This window comes from Paenibacillus sp. J22P51 (assembly GCF_059692215.1).
Map to the genome: position 1 here is coordinate 843,546 of NZ_JCAUAZ010000002.1, position 22,283 is coordinate 865,828.

Genomic DNA, 22,283 nt, shown 5'->3' on the forward strand with positions numbered 1-22,283 from the left:
CTTCATTGTGTTAGAACGAGTTGCTATATCTCTAATTTTTTTGCAAAAGCTATTTTATGTAGGTTTACAACAGAGGAGGTCGACAATAGATGGCGAAGAATAACATAGCAGCATTTATTGTAGCGGATGTAGCTTTTGGTGGAAATGGAAACGTGTTAGATTTTTTTGTGTGAACGAATGGTAAAAGACGGATGGACAGAATATAAAATGAAGTAGAGATAGAATACATTGAATATGTAAGGCGGGGTGTCATGTTCATTCAAACGAGGTTTCCTGTCAAAACCATGTTTACGAAGTTTTTTTTCGCGTACATTCTTTTGTTAACGCTTGCAATTTCAATTATTTCGATTTGGTTATTTCACATTTTTTCAAACAGCGCCATTCGCCAAATCAATGAGATTTCCTATCGTACTCTGATGCAAGGCCAAAATTCTACCGAGTACCTTATGAACCAAGCCATGCAAATTTCCGCACAGCTATCGTTCGATTATCCAATCATTCAACAAATGAATACCGCTGAGAGTGATCCTATTGTAGAAAACAATTCTTTAAAAAAGCTGAACGATATCATCTTCATCAATGAAAGTATTTATTCGATTGGGATATACAATGGGAATAAGGCCACATATCTTACGAGCGACTATCCGAATATAGATACGGAAGCTATTGAGATGTTGAAAAACTCCGATCCCAAAACGAAAATCCGGCTTATGCCCCGCAAATTAAAGCTGAATTCTGGCAGCCAAGAAGAAAATGTGTATTCTATTTTTTATTACAACAGGGATAAATCAACCGACGCCATCCTCAATGCTCTCATTGTAAATGTGAAGGAGAAAGCGGTTCGTAATGGCATAAATCCGAATGAAAGTTTAGATCAAGGGAACATTCTAATTCTAGATTCAAGCGGCAGAGTAATTTCGGATCCAACAGGCGGCGCATTTTTGAAGGACTACTCAGAGCTAGGCACTATCAAGAAGAGTCTGACGGAGGAAGGTACGAACAGTTTCGTAGACAACAGCTTCAGCGGTGAAGAAGTGTTGGTCACACATAGTTTTTCTAGTAAATTGGGGTGGCATTTCTTTCATGTTGTACCTTATCAAGCAGCTGTCATCAGTATCAGTCAACTTCGAAACACTGTAATCTGGATCAGCTTGATTTTATTTGCTTTTAGCGGGATAGCCTCCTTATTCGTGAGCGGGAAGCTTTCATCGCCATTACGCGGACTTGTTGAAACCTTGGAATTAATGAAAGAGAAATCAAAGAACAATCTGAAGGTCGATTATTTGAAAGATATCCTGGGTGGTGTAAAGGCACCGCAGGCTTCCAGCGAACTTGAGTTTCTTTTGCGTGTCGATTTGCTTGAGGGTACGAGCATCGTAATCCTTCGAATAGATGAGCTTTTTGATACAACTACTTTGGAAGTAGAAGAGCTTGCAGAAGAAAGTCACAAACAAATGAGGTCGAACTTGTTGAATATGGTTTTCGAGCTCATGTCCACACATTTTGCCTATGAATCACTTGAAATTAATAAAGATATCGTTTTGTTGATCAATCATGACAACGCTTCCAATCATAATCAACTCTTAATAGATATAATAAAAAGGCTGCAAGAACAGTTCAAACAAGCTATGGATGCTTCTGTCACTGCAGCCTGGGGGACATATGTAAATGATACAGCGAAATTCCACACATCGTTTCAAGAAGCGTTGGAAGCAGCGGATTATCGAATTGTGTATGGCTTAGAAAGTATTCTAACGTATGAGGCGGTCTGTGCTAATTTGAAGCATGAGTTTGATTATCCGCAGCAGCATTTAAAAACGCTTTTGGATGCAATCAAGCTAGGTAAAGAGGAGCATATTAGGGGAGCACTGGATGATATTTTTAATGCTTTAAAAGAATGCCAATACGAATTGATTAAGCTATCGGTTAATCATCTATTGCTTACGGTGTTTATTACGACTGAGCTTTCAATCCATGATGTAAAGGATGACCTTCTAACGAACTTTAACAATGCGGTTAGCAAACTAAGGCAATTGGAGACGTTAGAGCAGATGAAGCTTTGGTTCGCTCAATATATTCTTCATGACATGCAACGAATTAAGGAGAAAAGAAAGCACCTAAATTCTGACCTCCTAGAGAGAATCCGCGGTTTCGTTGAAGGCTGTTACGCCAATACGGAGTTGTCCGTTGAGATGGTTGCGAATCGATTTGACTATAATCCGATGTATTTTGGGAGGCTCTTTAAGGAGCTATTTAACCAATCGTTCTCAGAATACATCACGGAAATGAGATTAAATAAGTCAAAGGCCTATTTGGAACAAGATCAAATCGCCATTAAAGAAGTGGGCAGTAAAGTTGGCTTTAACAACCCGTCCTATTTCGTCACGCTATTCAAAAAACATACCGGAATGTCCCCGAGCGAATATAGAAATAAATTGAAAATCTGAGAGCTATTATAATTGAAACTTCCAAGGCCACGTCCTATTTTCACCAAGGAGTGGCCTTTTCGTTAGAACAAGTATGTTTTTGCAACCGGGGTATCTAATTTATCGGCCTAGAAGTATGCAAATATAAACCATGTATAGTCTTTTAACTTCCAAATTTGCTCAAACACTTATAGACTAACGGTGTAAACAGCCAAGCAGCAAGCGGCCGGAGAAAGGTGGAGGAGCCAAATCAGAAAAAGGAAATTCATCGTATTTGAGGTTCTGCTGGATATTTCAAAAAACAAAGCCCTATATCTTTTTATGCTACCTGGGTTACTATATTTTCTCTTATTTGCTTATCTGCCTATGGCCGGCATTATCGTAGCATTTAAAGATTATAAAGTGAATTTGGGTATATTAGGCAGCAAATGGGTGGGTTTTGATAATTTTAAATTCCTATTCAGCAGCGATAAAGTGCTAAGAGTTACATGGAACACCGTTTTCTTGAATTCCATGTTTATCTTCTTTCAACAAGCAATCGCTATCGTCACTGCCCTATTTCTTAATGAAGTCAGTTCCAAGTTTTTTAAAAAGGTGACCCAGTCCTTTATCTTTTTGCCATATTTCATCTCATGGATCGTGGTAAGCGTTTTTGCCTACAATTTGTTTGCTTCTGAAGGTGGTTTGCTCAACAGTATTCTGGCGTTTCTCCATATGCCTCAGGTAGCGTGGGGTCAGCGCGCGGACTTATGGCCGGGTATTCTCGTTTTATTTTCGATTTGGAAGTATGCAGGCTTTCTGACTGTAATTTACATTGCAGCAATAACGGGCGTGAACATGGAGTATTTTGAATCCGCAGCATTGGATGGCGCTACGAAATTACAACAAATTCGTTATATTACGCTGCCCGTTATTTCACCGACAATAACCATTATGGTGCTGTTGTCAGTCGGGAGGATTTTTTACGGGGATTTCGGCATGATCTATGCGCTCGTTGGTGATAATGCGAGTCTGTATGCCACAACGGATGTCATTGATACGTTCGTCTATCGTTCCTTACGAACCATTGGTGATGCAGGGATGTCATCTGCCGCGGGGCTATATCAATCCTTGGTTGGATTTATCTTGGTGCTGGGATTCAATGCGATTGTCAAAAAGTACAAAAGCGAAGGTTCATTATTCTAACTACGTTTAGGAGATAGTGAATGAAAAATAACTATGTGCAGGATAAAATCGTGATGTATTCAGCGTATGTGTTTTTATCATTGCTGGCCTTGCTCTGTGTCATCCCCTTTTTCATCATGTTCTCCGGCTCCATAACGGATGAGAAATATTTGCAGTTGAACGGTTACAGCATTCTTCCTCATGTTTTTTCCTTAAAGGCATACGCTTACATTTTTTCGGGGAATTCATCGATAGGAAAGGCGTATTGGGTGACTATTTTTGTAACTGTTGTTGGTACCGCTTTCAGTATGATCATAACTGGATTACTTGCGTATTCACTGTCTAGAAAAGAATTGAAATTTCGGAATAGCCTATCGTTTATTGTTTTCTTTACGATTCTGTTCAATGGGGGGTTGGTGCCATGGTATATCGTTACGACGAAATATTTGCATCTTGGCGATACGATTTGGGGACTTATTCTGCCCTACACGGTAAACGCATGGAACATGTTTCTGCTGAGGAACTTTTTCTCGACGATTGACGATGCGATGTTGGAATCGGCAAGAATAGATGGCGCTAGTGAAGTCAACATTTTGTTTAAGATCGTATTCCCTTTAGCCCTGCCTGGGGTTATGACGGTCGGATTGTTCTATGCGCTGCAATATTGGAATGATTGGTGGCTTCCACTCTTGTTGATTAATGATCAGAAACTGTATCCGGTACAGTATTTACTGCGAATGGTCTTATCCAGTATGCAGTATATCTCTTCTGGAGGTGTTGGCAGTACGTATGCAGCTTCAGCTGTTCCCGCAGAATCGATCAAAATGGCCATTACGATTGTGACAATCGGGCCGATCATCTTTGTCTACCCGTTCGTGCAAAAATATTTTATTAAAGGCTTAACGGTCGGTGGCGTAAAAGGGTAGCTTGAAGATTCGATATACGCGGTTAAACGCCGTTTATATATATAAATTTCACCCGAAACAATAAAAAATGGGAGGTTCAAAACATGTCAGGACAAAAAACGAAAGGTTCCAAGATATTGGTTTCCACGATGATGATTACTACGATGGCAACACTTGCAGCCTGTTCTTCCAATTCGTCCGAATCCACTCCTGCACCAGCTACACCTGCCGCCAGTACGGCCACAACGGCAACTGCTCAGCCTGTAGCAACAGCAAAGCCAATTGAACAAGTGACCTTAAACATTGTGTTTCCTGGGGATCCGCAGCCTGATCAAGCCGCTGTAAATGCAGCGATTGAGAAAGCTGTCAAAGATGAGCTTAATGTTAAACTCAACTATACTTACGTGCCATGGGACGATTATGCAACGAAAGTCAAAGTGATGACTTCGACAGGTGGAAACATAGATATTCTCTGGACGCATCCGGAGCTGCTTGCCCAACTGATCAGCTCTAATTCCGTCGCAGCGCTTGACGATGCGATTGCTAAGGTAGGTAAAGATTTAAAAGCGAATATTCCAGATTACTACTGGCCTGTCGTTCAAGTGAAGGGTAAAACCTACGGTGTGCCCGCAGCTCAGATTGGCACGGCTGCCGGCTATGCCACATTCACGATTCGGAAAGATTTAAGGGAAAAATACGCACTGCCAGAAATCAAAACATTGGATGATTTGTTAGCGTTCTACGCAGCAGTGAAGAAGAACAATCCTGAAATCATACCGCTGAGCCAAAGCAACACCTCCTTTGACTTAAACTTCAAAGAAGAATTTGTTCGCGGATTACCAAGCGGTGTTGGGATCGATATGAACACGATGAAGGCCGAGAATATATTGGATACGCCAGCGTACAAAAAAGGGCTGGACTTCCATAGGGAACTGTTCAACAAAGGATATATTTCGAAGGATGTCTTATCGATCAAGGATTTCCGGGCGGCTTTTGCCGCAGGTAAAGCAGCTTCCGTGATAGGAGATCTACCGGAGTACAATATCAATGCAAGGACTGCATCCGCCATACCAGGCGCTCAAGTCGAATTCGTCAGAATTCAGATCACGCCTAAGGTCTACCAAGAGGTAACCACCTGGAACTACCAAAGTATAGCAGCAGGAAGCAAGAATATTGAGAAGGCGGTTGCGTTCCTAAACTGGTTCCAAAAAAACCAGCAAAACTACGATCTCTTAACTTTAGGGGTTGAGGGCAAACATTATGTCATCAAAGACGGCGCAGTGAACTTCCCAGCTGGCGTTGACCCTGCTAAACCTCCTTACTTGCCATTTGAATGGATCTGGCAAAATCCGAAATTTATGAAGTCCAAAGGCACGGATGTGAAGGGGTTCTTTGAAGCCTATAAAGACTATGATAAGGATGTTACGTTGAGATTCCCTGCGATGGGCTTCCTCTTTGATACGAGTACGATTAAAACAGAGGTTGCTTCCCTTGATAGCGTAAATGCTGAATTTGGAACGGTATTAAAAAGCGGTACTGCCGATGTGGATAAAGTATTGCCGCAATTTAAAGAAAAAATGAAACAGGCCGGCATCGATAAAGCGATTGCTGAAGTTCAGAAACAGCTGGATGCGTTTATGGCTAGTAAAAAATAGGCATGGAACGATAAAGAATCAGACGGACAATCTGTGAAGTAAAATACGGACTGTCCGTCTTTATTTTTAAAAAGGAGATCGGATGAATATGCCTCAAGAAATAGAAAAGGTCTACGTGATTTCTCATACACATTGGGATCGCGAATGGTATCAGGATTTTCAGGGATACCGCACAAGGCTTGTTTATTTAGTTGATGAGCTCATTGAAAAAATGGAGCAAGATCCAGCATATAGCCATTTTATGATGGACGGTCAGACCATTGTTTTGGACGATTACTTAGAGATACGGCCAGAGAACCGAGAGCGTCTCATGAAGCTTATCCAGGAGGGTCGGATCTCCATAGGTCCTTGGTATGTCATGCCGGATGAATTTCTCGTCAGTGGGGAATCTTTGATTCGAAATCTTCTAATTGGATACCGCAGATCACGCTCTTTCGGCGCCCGCCCGATGAAATCCGGGTATATCACCGATATTTTTGGTCACAATAGTCAATTTCCACAAATCTTGCAAGGCTTCGGGATTGATAATGCCGTATTGTTCCGTGGATTTTACGGAGATGCAGACGCTTCGGAGATTTGGTGGGAGGGTGTTGACGGCAGTCGTGTATTGGGGCTTAAACTCGATGAGGATCGTTCTTATGGAGACTTTTACTTCTTTATTCGGTGGCCCTTCGCAGATCGGGAATTTCAGTATGAACCCGAGGAATTAATCAGGCGGGCAAATGACATGTTGGACTACAAATCCAAACGAGCTACAACCTCTATCATTGCTGGGTTTGACGGTGTAGATCACATCGAGATTGAACCTCGTTTGCCGTGGATACTGAAAACACTGAATGAAGCTAACTTGGGTGCCAAGTTTGAGCATTGTTCTTTAGAAGATTATGTCAGGGATTTGCGTGAAAAAATTGGTGAGCTCCAAGTGTATAGAGGCGAGCAAAGATCACCTGGGTATAACGGCGTAAATAATTGGGTGCTTGCTAATGTGCTTTCTTCTCGGATTCATTTGAAGATGAACAATCAAGCTTGCGAAACGCTGCTAGAGAAATGGGCGGAGCCGTGGGGCGTATTTACATCGCTCCAAGGGCGTGCATATCCCAAAAACTTCTTAGCGAAAGCTTGGGAGTATTTGATTCAAAATCATCCTCACGATTCCATATGCGGCTGTTCGATCGATCAAGTTCATCGCGATATGATGTATCGCTTTGATCAGAGCAGACTCATTGCCGAAGGAATGGTTAGAGAGCAGCTCCTTTATATTTCTAATCATCACGGGCTTTCAGACCAAGACGGAGATCAAGTAATTACTGTTTTCAATGCTTCCCAGTCCGCAATTGACGGTGTCATTGAAATTGAGTTCGCCATGCCTGTGATGTCGGATGCAGCTGCGACGATGTTTCACTTGGGCGGAACTTCATTCCGTCTTTATGATCATGAAAGAAACGAGATTCCGTATCAACTGCTGGAGCTTCGCAAAAACAGATCACGTATGTGGAGGCCTTACCGGGATATTCCTTATTCCGACACGGTAGATCGGTGCCGCATTGCCTTCCATGCCCGCGTTCCGTCATTCGGATATGCCGTTTATGTAACTAAAAAAACACCGTTAATTGGCCCTGGTCCTGGTGAATACCATGCACCTAATTTAACGGCTCCCGTACGTTTACTTGGGTCCATGGGGATGAACGCCAATTCTTGGGAAAATGGGCGAATCCGGGTGGAAGTCCGTCCGAATGGCACCATTGATATAACGGATTTAGAGACGGGGCGGTGTTATGTTGGTTTGCTGCTCCTTGAGGATGAAGCGGATATCGGTGAAGGTTGGAACCATGTGAGCCCAGTAACGAACGAAGTCTTTACTTCCTATGGTTCGCACGCCAACATTTCTGTTGTCTACGACGGCCCGCTGCAGACGCGTATTCGAATCCGCAATTCGCTATGCATTCCACATGCCATTCATCCACAAGAAACGAGAAGAAGCGAAGATTTTGTTACGGTTGAAGTCACGACCTTTCTGGAAATACGGAAGGATGATCCGATTCTGCGATGCCGAACCGTGGTAAACAATCGTGCGCGCGATCACCGTCTGCGTCTGTTGTTTCCTTCGGGGCTGCAAACGGAACATTTCCACACGAGTACGCCGTTTGACTATGTGAAAAGAAACATTAAACCTCCGGACTATACGGGGTACATGGAAAAGTCGCGAGACGTTGTTCCACATAATGGCATCATTACAATTGATGATGGCACCAGTGGATTAGCTGTGTACAGCAAGGGATTATATGAAGCGGCAGTTCGCAGGGATGAATCGAGAACTGTAGCTCTGACTTTATTTCGCAGTACAGGCAAAGAGGTTCTTTCAGATGGCGGGGATGGTGGTCAGCTTCTAACAGAGCTTGAGTTTCATTACGCGATCAGTCCCTTTGCCGTTAACGAGGCGCATACAAGCCGCATTTGGAATGAACATCAGCAGTTTGTGGCGGGAATTCGTACAATTGACAGAAAATTGGAAAAAGTTGTTTACGAATCGCTGCAACGACGCGAGGCGGATTTATCACTCTTGCATTCATTTCTTCAAGTAAGTCCGGCTGAGCTTATCGTTAGCGCCGTCAAGGCGTCCGAAGATCGAGACGATACGTTTGTTATTCGTCTCTTCAACATCGCGGACAAATCCGTAGAAGGAACGATTACATGTGATCGTAAGCTGATGAGTGCTGATTACGTTAATTTGGATGAAGAAACGCAAGGTCTTGCGGATTTCACTGAGAATGTCATCGCCATTGCAGCAAGGTCGAAGCAAATTATCAGCATCCAGATTTCTTTTTAAATAAAGACTGGAAGCCTTCATTGATGGCAGTGCTCAGCAGTGCTGTCTCTGATGGAATTTTTAAGAGAAAGGAGGATCGTAGTATTTATATTTGCAACCATAAATGAGGAGAGTGATTCCATGAAGGTTCGGTTTCGGTTCGGAAGGTCTGTAACGATGATGGTACTCATAGTCGCACTACTATTCGGCACTAGTTCCGCATCCTTCGCCACAAACAGCAGTTACACCGCTTCTGTAAGTACGATGTTTAATTCGAATGAAGCATTCGCAAAGCTGGATAAAACGAATAACAACATGGGTGCTAGCTTTGACATGCATTATATCTCTACAGTTACAATAAGTGGAACGATTTGGGCTTATTACATTAAACTCAATGGAGCGGGAAAATTAGCCATCGGATTAGCCAAATCAACAAATGGCACGAGCTGGACAGATAATGGTCTCGTACTGGATGTAGGCTCTCCCGGACAATGGGACGACAACATGGCCAGCTTCCCCGGCATCTGGTACGATGGCAGCACCTTTTATCTGGTATATGAAGGGACGGGTAACGGATCAGCGGGGGATATAGGGCTCGCCACTTCCACGAATGGAACTAGTTTTACTCGACAGGGGCGTATACTTACGCATAATACATCTGGCTGGGAATCAGCGAATATTGGAACGCCGAGTCTTTATAAGGTAGGATCAACGTGGTATCTGTTCTATCACGGATACGATTGGACGGATTGCCGTGTGGGCGTTGCGACTGGAACATCGCTAACTAGCCTTAGCAGGAACGGTGCTAACCCGATCATTAACACCTCCAGCAGCGGTTGGGATTCTGGTACGGTTGGCAAAAGAGATATCATCTATGAGAACGGATACTACTATATGGTGTATGAAGGAAGTACTGATGCTCCTTTCGGCTCGGCCAAATGGTCCAGCGGTCTGGCACGTTCTTCCAATTTGATTAGCTGGACCAAATATTCGCAAAATCCAATTTTGCCACAAACTCAAAATTATTACGGCAATGACGGTCCAGCTTTTATCACAGTTAGCGGGGTACCTTATATTTATTACCGTGGCGTTGTACCTGGCGGAGGCTCATCAGACAATCATACGAGACGTGCTCGCATCGCGAATGAATTGAACGGCGGGATCACGAATTCTTGGGAAGCTGAAAGTCTGGGGCATGTCATTGGCAGGGCGGATGCGGATGGTTGGTCTGCCGATACGGGCTTGGATTCACCAAACTACATGCAATACGGACCTTACACGACAGTTACGAATGTTGGCGAAAATACGGCTGTTTGGAAATTGATGGTCGACAACAACAATGCGGATAACTTAGACGTTGTCACCTTGGAAGTCGTCGATGCTAGTGATGGAGGGGCTGTGCTCGCTTCCAGAACGATAACTAGGCAGCAGTTTAGTTCAACCTGGCATTACGAATTCTTCACGGTACCATTCTATCTGGATTCTTGGCGTTCAGGTCATCAACTAGAATATCGTACATTATGGTACCAGACGTCATATGTGAGAGAAGATAAGGTTGGGGTTAACTGACCTTTGGCGATCTATTAAGATAAGAACTTAGACCTAAAGCGTGAAGAGACCGTTGCCTGCGTTCAATTGCAGCGGTCCTTTTTTGTATATGTTCTAGTGGGCTTGAGCCATTTGCAGGTAAGTGTATTTACCTAAAGGAATAGGCTGTTCTGAAGTAGATGACTTTACTTCAGAACAGCCTATTAGGTAATCTTTAAGCTTCTTTGATAATGTGGAAGTTCGGTTTCACTTTCGTGAAATTGGGATTCTCCCCGCTAACCATCAGTCCCATGCCCCAATTAATATGTTCCTGATTGCTAGGGTAATCGCTAGCTTCTCGATATTGAAACAGCACATTTCTTCTCGTTCTTGTGCTCTTATTCGAGGAAGATCCATGGATGGTTAAATAATTAAAGAACAATACATCGCCTGCTTCCGCTTCACAAGGTGTCCCCATATGAATCGGATATTCTTTATGATTCAGATAATGGGTGCCGATATGGGGTAAGCTTCCCGCGAGATGGGATCCTGGAATGACACGCAGACAGCCATTCTCTTCATCCGCTCGATCCAAATGGACACTTGCCGCGAGCATCGTATGCTTCTCATGCGGGAAATACGGGTAGTCCTGATGCATAGGGAAGGCAGCACCGTTTTCAGGCGGTTTTACAAGCATTTTCGAATGATGAAGCTGAACGTTTGGCCCGATGATTTGTCTTAGAACAGCTACCATATTAGGGTGAATGACGGCTCTCATAAACGCGGAATCGTGGTAATGCACATCATGAAAGCCTTTAAGAACAAGCTTCTTCAGCTCTTCAGCTGGTAGATAGTCGCCCTGCCAAGTATCATTTCTATCTGCTTTAGCGAGTGCTGCGCGCTGAATAATCTTCTCCACAGCTGATCTCATCTCAACAACTTCATCTTCATTGAAGACCCCTTTGACGAGTAAGTAGCCATTTTCTTTGTAAAAATCGACATCTTTGGATTGTATCATTGTTCCATGCCTCCATTTTGTGGTTGCTGTTTATACCGCTATCTATCTATAATTATAAGAGCATATGCCAAAGTAATCTTTTTCAACAGAGGACATAGTTTTGCACAATAAGGACACTTTTCTGGAAGGTGAAGCCATGTATCTATATAAGGAAACGTACTCGATGCTTAATGAGGCCGTCAATGTTATCCAGGGACCAGGAGCCTGCTTTAAAGTTCATTATTGGGGCGTGGATCCTTGTTTGTTTGAGAATCAACCGCATAAGCACTCCTTTTTCGAAATCTGTTACATATTGGATGGAGAAGGGGAATATTCGGAAGAGGATACGGTCTATTCACTACGTGCTGGTACTCTTTTTTGCTCAAAGCCTGGCATTATCCACCAAATTCGTACAGAAAAAGGGCTAAACATTTTATATATTGCTTTCGAGCTAGATGAGACCTTAAGTGAATATAGGATGCAGGAAGCTTTCAATGAGCTTGCACTCCATGGTGATGTCATTGTATACGATGCTGAGGATCAACCGACGGCGCAATTATGGCGGTCACTTCTCATCCGAGAAGGGCAGGGTAGTCTCCCCTTTGCGGCTGTTCAGTCTGTGGCCTACGCCTTACTAGTTTCGTTTCCAGCTGTATTCGGAACGCTGAGCAAGTCGCCTGTCATTCGTCATAAAAGTACACATGTCTTGATGCGGCGAGCCAAGCTTTATATTCGCGACAATCTCTCCCAAGCACTCCAACTCAAAGATGTTGCAAGCTACTTGAGTGTATCGGAGCGTCATCTATCGCGTCTATTCTCGGAGGGAATCCATGAGAGCTTCACTAATTTCATCCGGAGTGAACGTATTCGACAAGCTGCCTATCTCTTACTGAGCAGTGATTTGCCTATTAAAGCAATTGCAGAGATGACTGGATTTTCTTCGGTGCATTATTTTACACGTACGTTCCTATTGGAGAAAAAGGTGCCTCCTGGCCGATTCCGCCAAAAAGAGAAGCGATAGAATGGGTAACAATCTACTACTTATGTAAATTCTACCAATCTTGTATAATAGATTAGAACGAAATAAGCTTCTAATATGAGAGGATGATTCCATTGTTCAAGAAATTTGCGGCGGATGCATTAGGTTTAAGCGATATCGGTAAAGTGATTAGTCCGGTTGATTTCGATAAGGTAGATTCCGATGATTACGTCATGCATGAGGATGGCGAGAAAATTTTCTTCATCATCAAATCGAAGAAGGACGAATACTGCTTTACGAACCTTGCCCTCATTCATCTAGATGGCGATAGTGCGATTAGCAGTAAGCGTGTGCTGAAACGTTACAGCTATCACAAACATGCGATTTCCGAGGTCTATATGGAAACGGCAGGAACGATTGATCTTGACGTTGAGATCAAGTTCATTATCGGTCACACGAACTTCTCGATTGATGTGGATAAGAAGCAAATTGAACAGATCAAAGACTTATACAAAGCCTTAATCAAGATTTCTGAGACGGTGGCGCATAACGAGGACTTGTTTGATTATGCCAAGCAAAGTGTCGTTATTGCGAAGGAAGCAACAGGTCGTATATCGACACAGACGACCTCACCTGTCACGCAATTCGATGCGATTAATGAATCAGCCTACAATTGGTTGAAGGGCAAGCATACGGAGTTAAAGGTCAAGGATTTCGGTTCCATCTTTGAACGTTATATTAACAACTAATAGTCTCGGTCAGCAACGATATAGGGAAGAGCTTTTCCGAATAGGGAGGGCTCTTTTCTTTAATTAAGTAAAATAATTATCAGAAATGACAAGATTATTGCTTTCCGAAATCGCACTAATATATATAAAATGAATGTAAGCGCTAACAATAGAAAGGGGTGCTGCCACTCGGTTGATAAGGAAGTGTTGAAAATTATTTAGCTATAATCACAAGCTTTATCTCAGAATCGAAAGGAGCAGTTTAATTAATGAGAAAACGAGCATTCCAAAAAATCTTAGGAATTTCTATGGGCATGTCTTTGCTTTTTGGCAGTATGGGCACCGCAAGTGCGGCTACTGTGGCAAATGTTGGGGTGGATCTATCCGTTGTCAAACCTAACTATTACAACCTCGCGCAATATAACAATCTTAACCCCAGAGGCGCTGTAGATACTCAGATCAATGATTTTAATAGCTATGACACCAAAATGGTTAGATATTTTTCTCACATCGAAAATTGGTTTACAGATCCAACTGACCTAACAACGATGGATATGGATTGGTTTGACCAATGGTACAACAGGTTGAACCAAGCTGAGCTGTACGCGGATTCTATCCTTATGCCAATAAAGTCTGCGCCTTCAAGTTTGTCTGGAGCGAATTGGGACGCAGTTAAATTTGAGGATGTCCTTTATGAAGGACTAAAGTATATGAAGGAAAAATATAGCAAGCTGGAATATATTACTTGCTGGAATGAGCCTAATCATCCCGATGGACCTATGCCCAACGGTGCTGCAAATGTAACCACCTATAATGAACTGTATGGCGTATTTCAAAAAGCTGTCGATAGAGTCAATACGGATGTGAATCATGGTGCACCTTTAAAACTGGGAGGACCGATTACTGCGAGTTATCATGGTACAGACTGGATTTTACCATTTATTCAGGATGCTCAAGCAAATAGCAGAAAACTTGACTTTATTACTTGGAATGCTTATTCCTCCGATGCAAATGTTGGTCCGAGTGTGGGTGAAGTTAAGGGTTGGTTAACTCAGTATGGTTATCCGAATGCTGAAGTCATCATTTCTGAATATGGCATTGTAGGAGGAGGAACAGATTTTAATCCTTCAGCAACCGAACTAGCTAAACAAACGGCTTTAGTAGCGAGTATGGGATATCAGTTCATTGCTGCGGGAGCAAAGCCTGTTCAATGGATCAATGAACATTCGGCAAATTATTTGAAAAGTCAGTATGGCTATAATTTTAAATGGAGCACAGGTACGACGGCTCAGTTAGAGAATTACCCTTTCCCTGCGAATGAGACAGCCAGATACGTTAGAATTCAGGGCTATGGGAATGAAATTGACGATTTTACATCAATTAAAGAAATTCAAGTCTTGGATCAGAACGGCCAAGTTATTCCAATAGTTTCTGCTTATGCTGGTGGGGACTTTAGTAATCTTAATAAAATGTACGATAATAATTTCAATACTTGGTGGGAAGAGGACTCAACATGGAAAAGGCAGGTCACACTGGACCTGGGTTCATCCAAAACGGTCAGTTCTGTTAAGATTTCATGGAAGTCCGGACATCTACGGCAATACAAATTCGCTGTTCAGACTTCAACGGATCAAGTTGTTTTTAATGATGTCTTTGGTGTCTCAGTAACGTATCCAACTGGCTTTTTGTTAAAAATGCAGAATATGCTGGGAGACGAAAGTACAAATTCCCGTGTGAATACAACTAGTGATCAAACGGCGAGCGGTGGTCAAGGTGTAAGAGCGCTTGCTACAAAAAATAATAATCAAGTAGCCGTTCTAGTTTGGAACTATCAAAATACAGGAACTACTCCTTATGATGTGAAACTAAATATAAGTGCCTTACCTCCAGGTTTTGCTGGCAAGAATATTAAAGTGGAAAGATATATCGTGGGGGCAACGCATAGTAACTATGTTTACAACGGTGCAACGACACTTGAAAAACCAACAAGCACCATTGTTTCGTCGCTCTCAAATGGGGTATTTACATTTCCACTTGCACCAAACGATGTTTCTGTTGTAATCCTTACACCTAACTAATTCGATTCAATTCATGATGTTATTCCTGTCTTCCTACTGGGGAGGCAGGAATTTTTTTGTATCGGTACTAACATCATTCCCTAATACAATTGACGACAAATGTAAAATTTTTATCAAAAATGACATGATTGTAACTTACTGATGCCCCCCTTTAATTTATATAATGATGAAAAAGAAGGGATGGGACACTATGAGCCAAGTCATAAAGCGAAGAAACAAGCTGCAATTAAAAGAAGCATTTGCTGGATATATGTTCATAACACCAATGCTGATCGGACTAATCATCTTTACGATTATCCCAACGTTGGCTTCACTTATTATTAGTTTTACCGAATGGAATTTTGTGACCAAACTGGAGCATATGAAGTTCGCAGGCTTCAAAAATTATGTGCATTTATTCAATGACGATAAATTTATGCTATCTGTTCGCAACAACGTGGTGCTTATTTTGGTGGTACCGATTAAAATTATCGTTTCTTTATTACTTGCCGTCACAATAAACAAGTATGTGTACTTCAAAAGCTTTTTCAAAGTTGTCTTCTTCATGCCCTACATTTCCAGTATTGTCGCTGTTGCAGTCGTATTTCAGGTGTTATTCCATCCATCACTTGGTCCTGTGAACCAAACATTAATGGCGCTCGGCATTGAGAATCCGCCAAAATGGCTTGCCGATCTGACCTACGCGCTTCCATCGGTCATGATGATTATGGTTTGGGTGGGGATTGGATTCTTCCTCATCGTTTACTTAGCGGCCTTGCAATCCATTCCGAAGGATTTATATGAAGCAGCAGATATCGATGGCGCAGGTGCTTTTGGTAAGTTTAGAAATGTTACGGTGCCAATGGTATCAGCAACTACTTTTTTCCTCTTCATCACAGGGATCATTGCCAGCTTCAAAGTCTTTGACATCGTTTCCGTACTGACTTCGGGTGGACCTTCGTATTCAACATCTGTTATCGGCTACTACTTATATAAGACGGCCTTTGAGGATTTGAAAACAGGTTATGCTTCTTCTATGGCTTGGTTCTTATTCGCTTGTGTAATGGTCATTACAGCGGTTCAATGGTATGGCCAGAAGAAATGGGTAAACTATTAAATCGTAAGAAGGGTGTAACTATGAAAACAAATGCTGTGAGTGTAAACGTAGTGAAAGCGAATGTTGTACAATCAAATGTATTGAGAGCGAAGGGTAGAAAAATTGATTATACAAAGATCTTCTTAACCATTGTGATGTTTGGTATTGGCATCCTGTTTATACTGCCCTTTATTTGGATGCTTTCAACTTCCTTTAAGCCCGAATTAGATGTATTTAATTTCCCAATTGAATGGATTCCTAGGCATTGGAACATTGTTGAGAATTACAAGGAAATATGGAATGGCAAATATCCATTTACGCTGTACTACTGGAATACGATTAAAGTTAGTGTACTGACGATGATTACTTCCGTGCTGGTATCTAGTTTAGCAGCTTATGGATTCTCGAAGGTTACCTTCAAAGGCAGGGATTTTATCTTTCTTATTGTCCTTTCATCGTACATGATCCCGCATTTCTCGATCATTATTCCGCAATTTCTAGTATTCAAATATCTTGGCTTATTCAACACACATATCGGTTTGATCTTACTTGGTTCGTTTAGTGCGTTAGGTACCTTCATGCTGCGGCAGTTTTTTATGAGTATTCATAATGAGTACATTGAATCGGCGAAGATCGATGGAGCCAGCCATCTCAAGGCATTCACCCATATCGCTTTGCCACTTGTTCGTCCGTCGTTGGCAACCTATGCGATTCTAAGATTTATATGGACCTGGAATGATTACTCAAATCCATTGATCTTCTTGAAAACAGATAATATGGCCACCTTGCAATTAGCGATGAGAAAGTTTGCCAGCGCGAGCGGAGCGTATTATTCTTTAATGATGGCCGGTGCAGTTTCGGCGATTATTCCGTTGATCATTATTTTTATCTTTGCTCAGAAACAAGTTATTGAAGGCATTGCTTCAGGCGGTGTTAAAGGATAGCAAAGAGTCGAAAATGTAAAAATTTTATCTAAAATGTAGAAATAGGATGTATTGTGTAATCATTTACTATGATAAATTAGGATCATGAAAGCGGATGCAGCACTTACTAAATAGGGGGCTAGGTATTGATGAGTAAAAAGAAAATTGCAGCAGGTTTATCACTTCTTCTCGTAGCAGGGTTCGCAGTGGGTTGTGGCCAAGCAGCGGAGAAAAAGACAACGGCGGCTGAGAGCAAGGCTCCAGCGAAACAAGTGACAGTTAAATATCACACGTGGATTCCTGCGAAAGATTTCGAGAATGTCATTAAGACCTTTGAGTCCAAGAATCCGAATATTAAAGTAGAAGTTGTATCTGTTGTTGAGAACGATGCAACGGAAACGATGAAGAAATTGGACATTCTAAGCGCATCTGGCGAGGAAATGGACGTTATTGAGATCAATAGCATGGCGAACTACGCCAAGCGCGCTTTGACCAATTATGAGCCATTGGACAGCTACTTGACCAAAGAAGGCGTGAAGTTTGCCGATGAATATAAAAGTGATATGGCTTTGAATGGCAAGATCTATGCATTGCCAGGTCTGTTCCAACAACAGTTGGTTGTATTGAACAAGGATTTCTTGGATGAAGCTAAACTCCCGGTGCCGAAAGATTGGACTTGGGAAGAGTATGTGGACTACGCGAAGAAGTTAACGAAAGGCGAAGGTGCTGCTAAGCGTTATGGTACTCATTTCCATACCTTTAAAGAGTTTTTCCGTCTGACAACATTAAACTTGCCTGCAGATCAAGGGTTGATGAAAGATGACGCTTCGGCATTAAATATTGATAACCCTAACTTCAAAAAATCCTTGGAATTAATGAATCAATTACAAAATGTGGATAAAGCTGCGGCTTCCTACTCAGATGTTATTTCACAAAAAATCCCTTACCGCAATCAATACTTTGGCGGAAAAGCAGCAATGATGGTCATCGGTTCATTCTTGGCAGGCGAGGCTGGTGGAAATGATAAGCTTCCTACTACATTTAAAACTGTTTTTGCGCCTGTACCGAAAAATTCGAAATCAGATGATTTTTACTCAAATGGAGCTTCTAATCCAATCGTTATTTCCGCAAATTCCAAACATAAAGAGGAAGCCTATAAATTTGCAAGATTTTTAACGACTGAGGGGATCTCTCTGAAAGCAACAGGTGGATTATCCTCCTGGAAGAAGGCGGACCTAAACAAAGAATTAGACGTTATCATTAAACAGTCGTTGAAACCAGAATTGATTGACAAAGAATCATTGGTGAATACGTTGAAAGTATCCAAATTTGGTAAATCCCCAGTTGTGCCTGACTACTTGGCTGAATTGGAAAAAGCTTATGTAGCTGAAGCTGAGAAATATTTGTTAGGTAAGGCTGATATCACCACGACAATGACAGGGATCAAAACATCCTTGCAGAAAATCGTAGATGCCAATAAGAAGTAGGACCTAGCTAGTCGTGTAAATCATATGCAAGAAGAATGCCATTTTGGCATTCTTCTTTTGCCCTTTTACCACAAAGATCCTCCTTGAATCACTTCTTTAGAAGATTTATCATAGTGAAGTAGAGGAGGCTAATAGATGTTTCGATCTTATAAAATTTCATGGAGAAAGAAGCTTATTCTTACTTCATTATTGTGCTTAATATTGCCTGCCTTCATTACATTAGGTGTTACGAATTACATCACACAAGATATTATTAAGAATCAAGCAGAAGAAAAAGCGAATGAGAGCCTGAATGTGATTGATTTGTTTATTTCAAATATGAGCAGCAATATGATGTATTTCTTAAACTCGATCTTCTCGGATACGGAAATGGAATCCCAGATGAAGGAAGTCTGGTATGGCTTAAACGAAACGGGGAACATCGACGTATTAAAATACCGCCAGATTATTAATCGGCTGCAAAGTATGTCAGTCGCGGGTGAAAATACGTATATTACGATCATGATGCCAGATGGGTTTTCTTTTACCAATTATCCTGCTAATGAAAGTAATTCGGCTTCCCTGCTTCAATTGGAGTGGTTAACCCAAATCAGGGATAAACCTGTGAATCAGACCTATTGGGCAGGCATTCAACCGAATTATGTGAAACCGGAAACGGGGAATACGCCAAGCCTGCTAACTGTGGTTCGAAATTTCAAGGTAAGCAGTAAATTGCCGCCGGGGCAAGTGATAGTTAGCAGACCAGTTAAACAAATTAGTCCAATTCTTGAGAAATATGATCAAAGTCGTGACATCTTCTTGATGGATGTGAATGGCGTGCTGGTCTCACATCGGGATGAAAGTCAAATAGGAAAAACCTTTCCTTATTTGGATTTGTTATCTGAAGGTAAAGCGGCAGATATCATTACCATAAATCATGTTAAGTATCTAGCCAATAAACATGATCTTCGTTTTGCAGATTGGAAAATAGTGAGTCTAACGCCTTTCAAGCAAGCTGCAGCTAAATTTAGTTATTTATATCAGATCAACTTTCTTGTGCAATGCGCGTTTATGGTTATGTTTTCAGTGTTCCTATTTTATTTAATCAGAAGGTTCACAAGGCCAATCATGAAATTAGATCGTGTGGCTGCACATGTAGATTCAGGGAATATGCACGTAAGATCACATATTCGTGGGGATGACGAGATTGGCAGGTTGGGTCAATCCTTCGACAACATGCTCGATCATATACAAGACATGATTTTGCAGATTACGCTGGAGCAGCAGCTTAAGCATAAGGCGGAAATTGACTTGCTTCAAGCGCAAATCAATCCGCACTTTTTGTTTAATATTTTGAATTCCATGCGGATTCGCATCGAAATGCGCGGTGATCTCGAGGGAGCAGAATTAATTAGTTCTTTATCCAATTTGCTGCGAATGACAATTAATCGGAATAATGAATTCGTATCGCTGCACGAGGAAGTGCAAACGGTCCAACATTATATTAAATTAATGAATTTCAGGCACAAAGAAGGTATTGAATTGATTGTGAATTTAGAGACGGAGACACTGCTGGAACAGCTTCCTAGATTTACGCTGCAGCCCATTATTGAAAATGCTTACATCCATGGTTTAAAACAAAAGCGCGGATTAATTCTGATTGATTCCAGAAAATCAGAAGGTGGCTATTTCATTTCCATTGAAGATGATGGCATCGGGATGACAGCGGAGCAATTGACTGCAATTTCAGACGTACTATACGGTCGATCGGAGCTGAAGCAAAGCGAGAATCACCAATCGAAAGTATCTGGTATAGGGATGAAAAATGTGTATGATCGGCTGAAAATTATGTGCGGACAAGATTTCGAGATGTTGATCCATTCTGAGCAAGGAAAAGGGACTACAATTACGTTATTTATTCCGAATGAACGGAAGGGGGCTAGGACAAATGTATAAGGTGATGCTTGTTGATGATGATTACCTGGTCCTATCCTATTTGCAAGAAATTGTTCCATGGGAAGGGCTTGGGCTGCATGTGGTAGGCATGCACGAAGATGGTAGTGAAGCTTACAAAGCAGCTTTAGAGAATTGCCCAGATATTCTAATAACAGATATCGGGATGCCGATTATGGACGGCCTGGAATTAATTAAGCTCCTGCAAGAGGAGCATAAGGATCTACATGCCGTCATTCTGTCCTGCCATAATGAATTTCAATATGCCCAAATGGCTGTGAAATTAAATGTTCATGAATATGTACTGAAAGAGACATTGAATGCTCAAACCATCGTGCCCATCCTGCGCAAGCTTATTGAGAATCTGGATGTTGCTCAACATGCTAGACAGCACACGGAGCGCTTCAAACAGATTGCTGAACAGCATAATTTCATCTACAAGGAAAAGTTCATTCGTGCTTTACTGCATCAACCGATTATGAGCGAAGAAGAGTGGAGTAAAGCACGAGAAGTCTGTGGACTTCACTCCGTACAGATTGTTCCAGTTACTTGCTTTGTCAATCATTACCAGAGTACGCTAGAGCGATTTCAAGCGGAAGATACGTTGAAATTTGCCATAGAAAATGTGCTCAATGAAGTTGTGGATTCCAAAACAGCGATCGTATTCCCTTACCAAGCCAATGAAACCATCTTACTGTTTCCTTATCAGAATTCCTTAGTTGTCAATGTGTATCAGACGATTAGAGATACGATTTCCAATATCCAGAAAGCACTCGCCAAATATGTGAAAGTGAATACTTCGTTTATTACGGGAGATGTTATTTCTACACCTAGTGAATTGAAGCAGCAGTTAAAGGCATTGACACAGACCGCTGATCAACGATTTTATTTGCACGCACTGGATAAAGTCAGGCTGAAGGAGCTGTCGCTATCTTTCTCGCAGCAAGATATTTTCTCTCGATACGCAGAGATTTCAGAAGTCTGTAAACGACTTATTTTGGATCAGGACGCATCGCTCATTGGGCCTACAGTGGACCAATGGTTTGGGATGATTTGCGATGAGAGGTATCAACCTGAGGATGTGAAAAGCTTTTTTCTGAAAATAATGATGGATTTGCAGGTTCGATTAAGATCCATTCAGCGGTTTCAATCCTATTTTGCCATGGAAATTTCACACAAGAAGATGAATGTAATGGAGACAGTGGACGAGCTTAAGAGCTGGATGAATGCATTTTTACATGAGTGTGTCCAGGTCATGAAACAAATATCGAACCAATCTGTTCGAGCGGAAATTATTGAGGCTCAGCGATACACGGAAATGAATCTCAATAAGAAAATATCACTAGAAGAAATAGCAGAAAGACTGGAGCTCAATCCAAGTTATTTCAGCAGGCTTTTCAAAAAAGAAACGGGTGAAGGCTACATTGAATTTGTCACACGTTTGAAAATGGATAAAGCGAAAGAGTGGTTGATTTCATCCAATAAAACGATTGATGAACTGTCGGAGCTGCTTGGCTATGAGAGCAAAAGCTATTTCGTTCGAACATTTAAAAATCAAGTAGGCGTCACACCAGCGGAATATGCTAGGAAATGAAATATGA

15 protein-coding genes are annotated in these 22,283 nt (G+C 41.8%); 14 read left to right on the plus strand and 1 reads right to left on the minus strand.

Annotated features, from left to right (window positions below):
• Positions 1 to 251: 251 nt before the first annotated feature.
• The 6 genes from AC58QC_RS08040 (at position 252) to AC58QC_RS08065 (ending at position 10,525) form a co-directional block, all read left to right on the plus strand.
• Positions 252 to 2,447 (plus strand): helix-turn-helix domain-containing protein, encoded by a 2,196-nt coding sequence (locus AC58QC_RS08040; protein WP_497414654.1) that lies wholly within the window; start codon positions 252 to 254, stop codon positions 2,445 to 2,447.
• Between the two features lie 300 nt (positions 2,448 to 2,747).
• Positions 2,748 to 3,611, plus strand: a complete 864-nt coding sequence (locus AC58QC_RS08045; RefSeq protein ID WP_497414655.1) for an ABC transporter permease — start codon at positions 2,748 to 2,750, stop codon at positions 3,609 to 3,611.
• Between the two features lie 20 nt (positions 3,612 to 3,631).
• Complete coding sequence (locus AC58QC_RS08050; RefSeq protein WP_497414656.1) at positions 3,632 to 4,516, plus strand: carbohydrate ABC transporter permease; 885 nt, start codon at positions 3,632 to 3,634, stop codon at positions 4,514 to 4,516.
• Between the two features lie 83 nt (positions 4,517 to 4,599).
• A complete protein-coding gene (locus tag AC58QC_RS08055; RefSeq protein ID WP_497414657.1) occupies positions 4,600 to 6,150 on the plus strand; it encodes an ABC transporter substrate-binding protein in 1,551 nt (516 codons plus the stop codon).
• Between the two features lie 88 nt (positions 6,151 to 6,238).
• A complete protein-coding gene (locus AC58QC_RS08060) occupies positions 6,239 to 8,977 on the plus strand; it encodes an alpha-mannosidase (RefSeq protein WP_497414658.1) in 2,739 nt (912 codons plus the stop codon).
• Positions 8,978 to 9,097: 120 nt separating this feature from the next.
• Positions 9,098 to 10,525 (plus strand): glycoside hydrolase family protein, encoded by a 1,428-nt coding sequence (locus tag AC58QC_RS08065; protein WP_497414659.1) that lies wholly within the window; start codon positions 9,098 to 9,100, stop codon positions 10,523 to 10,525.
• Between the two features lie 193 nt (positions 10,526 to 10,718).
• On the opposite strand, the gene AC58QC_RS08070 is transcribed toward AC58QC_RS08065, so the two are convergent.
• Complete coding sequence (locus AC58QC_RS08070) at positions 10,719 to 11,501, minus strand: phytanoyl-CoA dioxygenase family protein (protein ID WP_497414660.1); 783 nt, start codon at positions 11,499 to 11,501, stop codon at positions 10,719 to 10,721.
• A gap of 100 nt (positions 11,502 to 11,601) precedes the next feature.
• Between AC58QC_RS08070 and AC58QC_RS08075 the strand changes: the two genes are divergently transcribed.
• The 8 genes from AC58QC_RS08075 to AC58QC_RS08110 all read left to right on the plus strand — a co-directional run bounded on the left by AC58QC_RS08075 (position 11,602) and on the right by AC58QC_RS08110 (position 22,276).
• Entirely contained in the window at positions 11,602 to 12,501 is a 900-nt protein-coding gene (locus AC58QC_RS08075; RefSeq protein WP_497414661.1) for an AraC family transcriptional regulator, read from the plus strand.
• Positions 12,502 to 12,593: 92 nt separating this feature from the next.
• Positions 12,594 to 13,208, plus strand: a complete 615-nt coding sequence (locus AC58QC_RS08080; protein WP_497263455.1) for a PH domain-containing protein — start codon at positions 12,594 to 12,596, stop codon at positions 13,206 to 13,208.
• A 248-nt stretch (positions 13,209 to 13,456) separates the two neighbouring features.
• Entirely contained in the window at positions 13,457 to 15,265 is a 1,809-nt protein-coding gene (locus tag AC58QC_RS08085) for a galactose-binding domain-containing protein (RefSeq protein ID WP_497414662.1), read from the plus strand.
• A 190-nt stretch (positions 15,266 to 15,455) separates the two neighbouring features.
• Positions 15,456 to 16,361, plus strand: coding sequence for a carbohydrate ABC transporter permease (locus tag AC58QC_RS08090; protein WP_497414663.1), 906 nt, complete (start codon positions 15,456 to 15,458; stop codon positions 16,359 to 16,361).
• 134 nt (positions 16,362 to 16,495) lie between these two features.
• Entirely contained in the window at positions 16,496 to 17,284 is a 789-nt protein-coding gene (locus AC58QC_RS08095; protein WP_497414704.1) for a carbohydrate ABC transporter permease, read from the plus strand.
• A 128-nt stretch (positions 17,285 to 17,412) separates the two neighbouring features.
• The gene (locus AC58QC_RS08100; RefSeq protein WP_497414664.1) at positions 17,413 to 18,750 is read left to right on the plus strand and encodes an ABC transporter substrate-binding protein; all 1,338 of its coding nucleotides are present in this window, start codon (positions 17,413 to 17,415) and stop codon (positions 18,748 to 18,750) included.
• A 135-nt stretch (positions 18,751 to 18,885) separates the two neighbouring features.
• The gene (locus AC58QC_RS08105) at positions 18,886 to 20,685 is read left to right on the plus strand and encodes a cache domain-containing sensor histidine kinase (protein WP_497414665.1); all 1,800 of its coding nucleotides are present in this window, start codon (positions 18,886 to 18,888) and stop codon (positions 20,683 to 20,685) included.
• Complete coding sequence (locus tag AC58QC_RS08110) at positions 20,678 to 22,276, plus strand: AraC family transcriptional regulator (RefSeq protein WP_497414666.1); 1,599 nt, start codon at positions 20,678 to 20,680, stop codon at positions 22,274 to 22,276. The genes AC58QC_RS08105 and AC58QC_RS08110 overlap by 8 nt, the downstream gene beginning before the upstream one ends.
• The last annotated feature ends 7 nt before the right edge of the window (positions 22,277 to 22,283 follow it).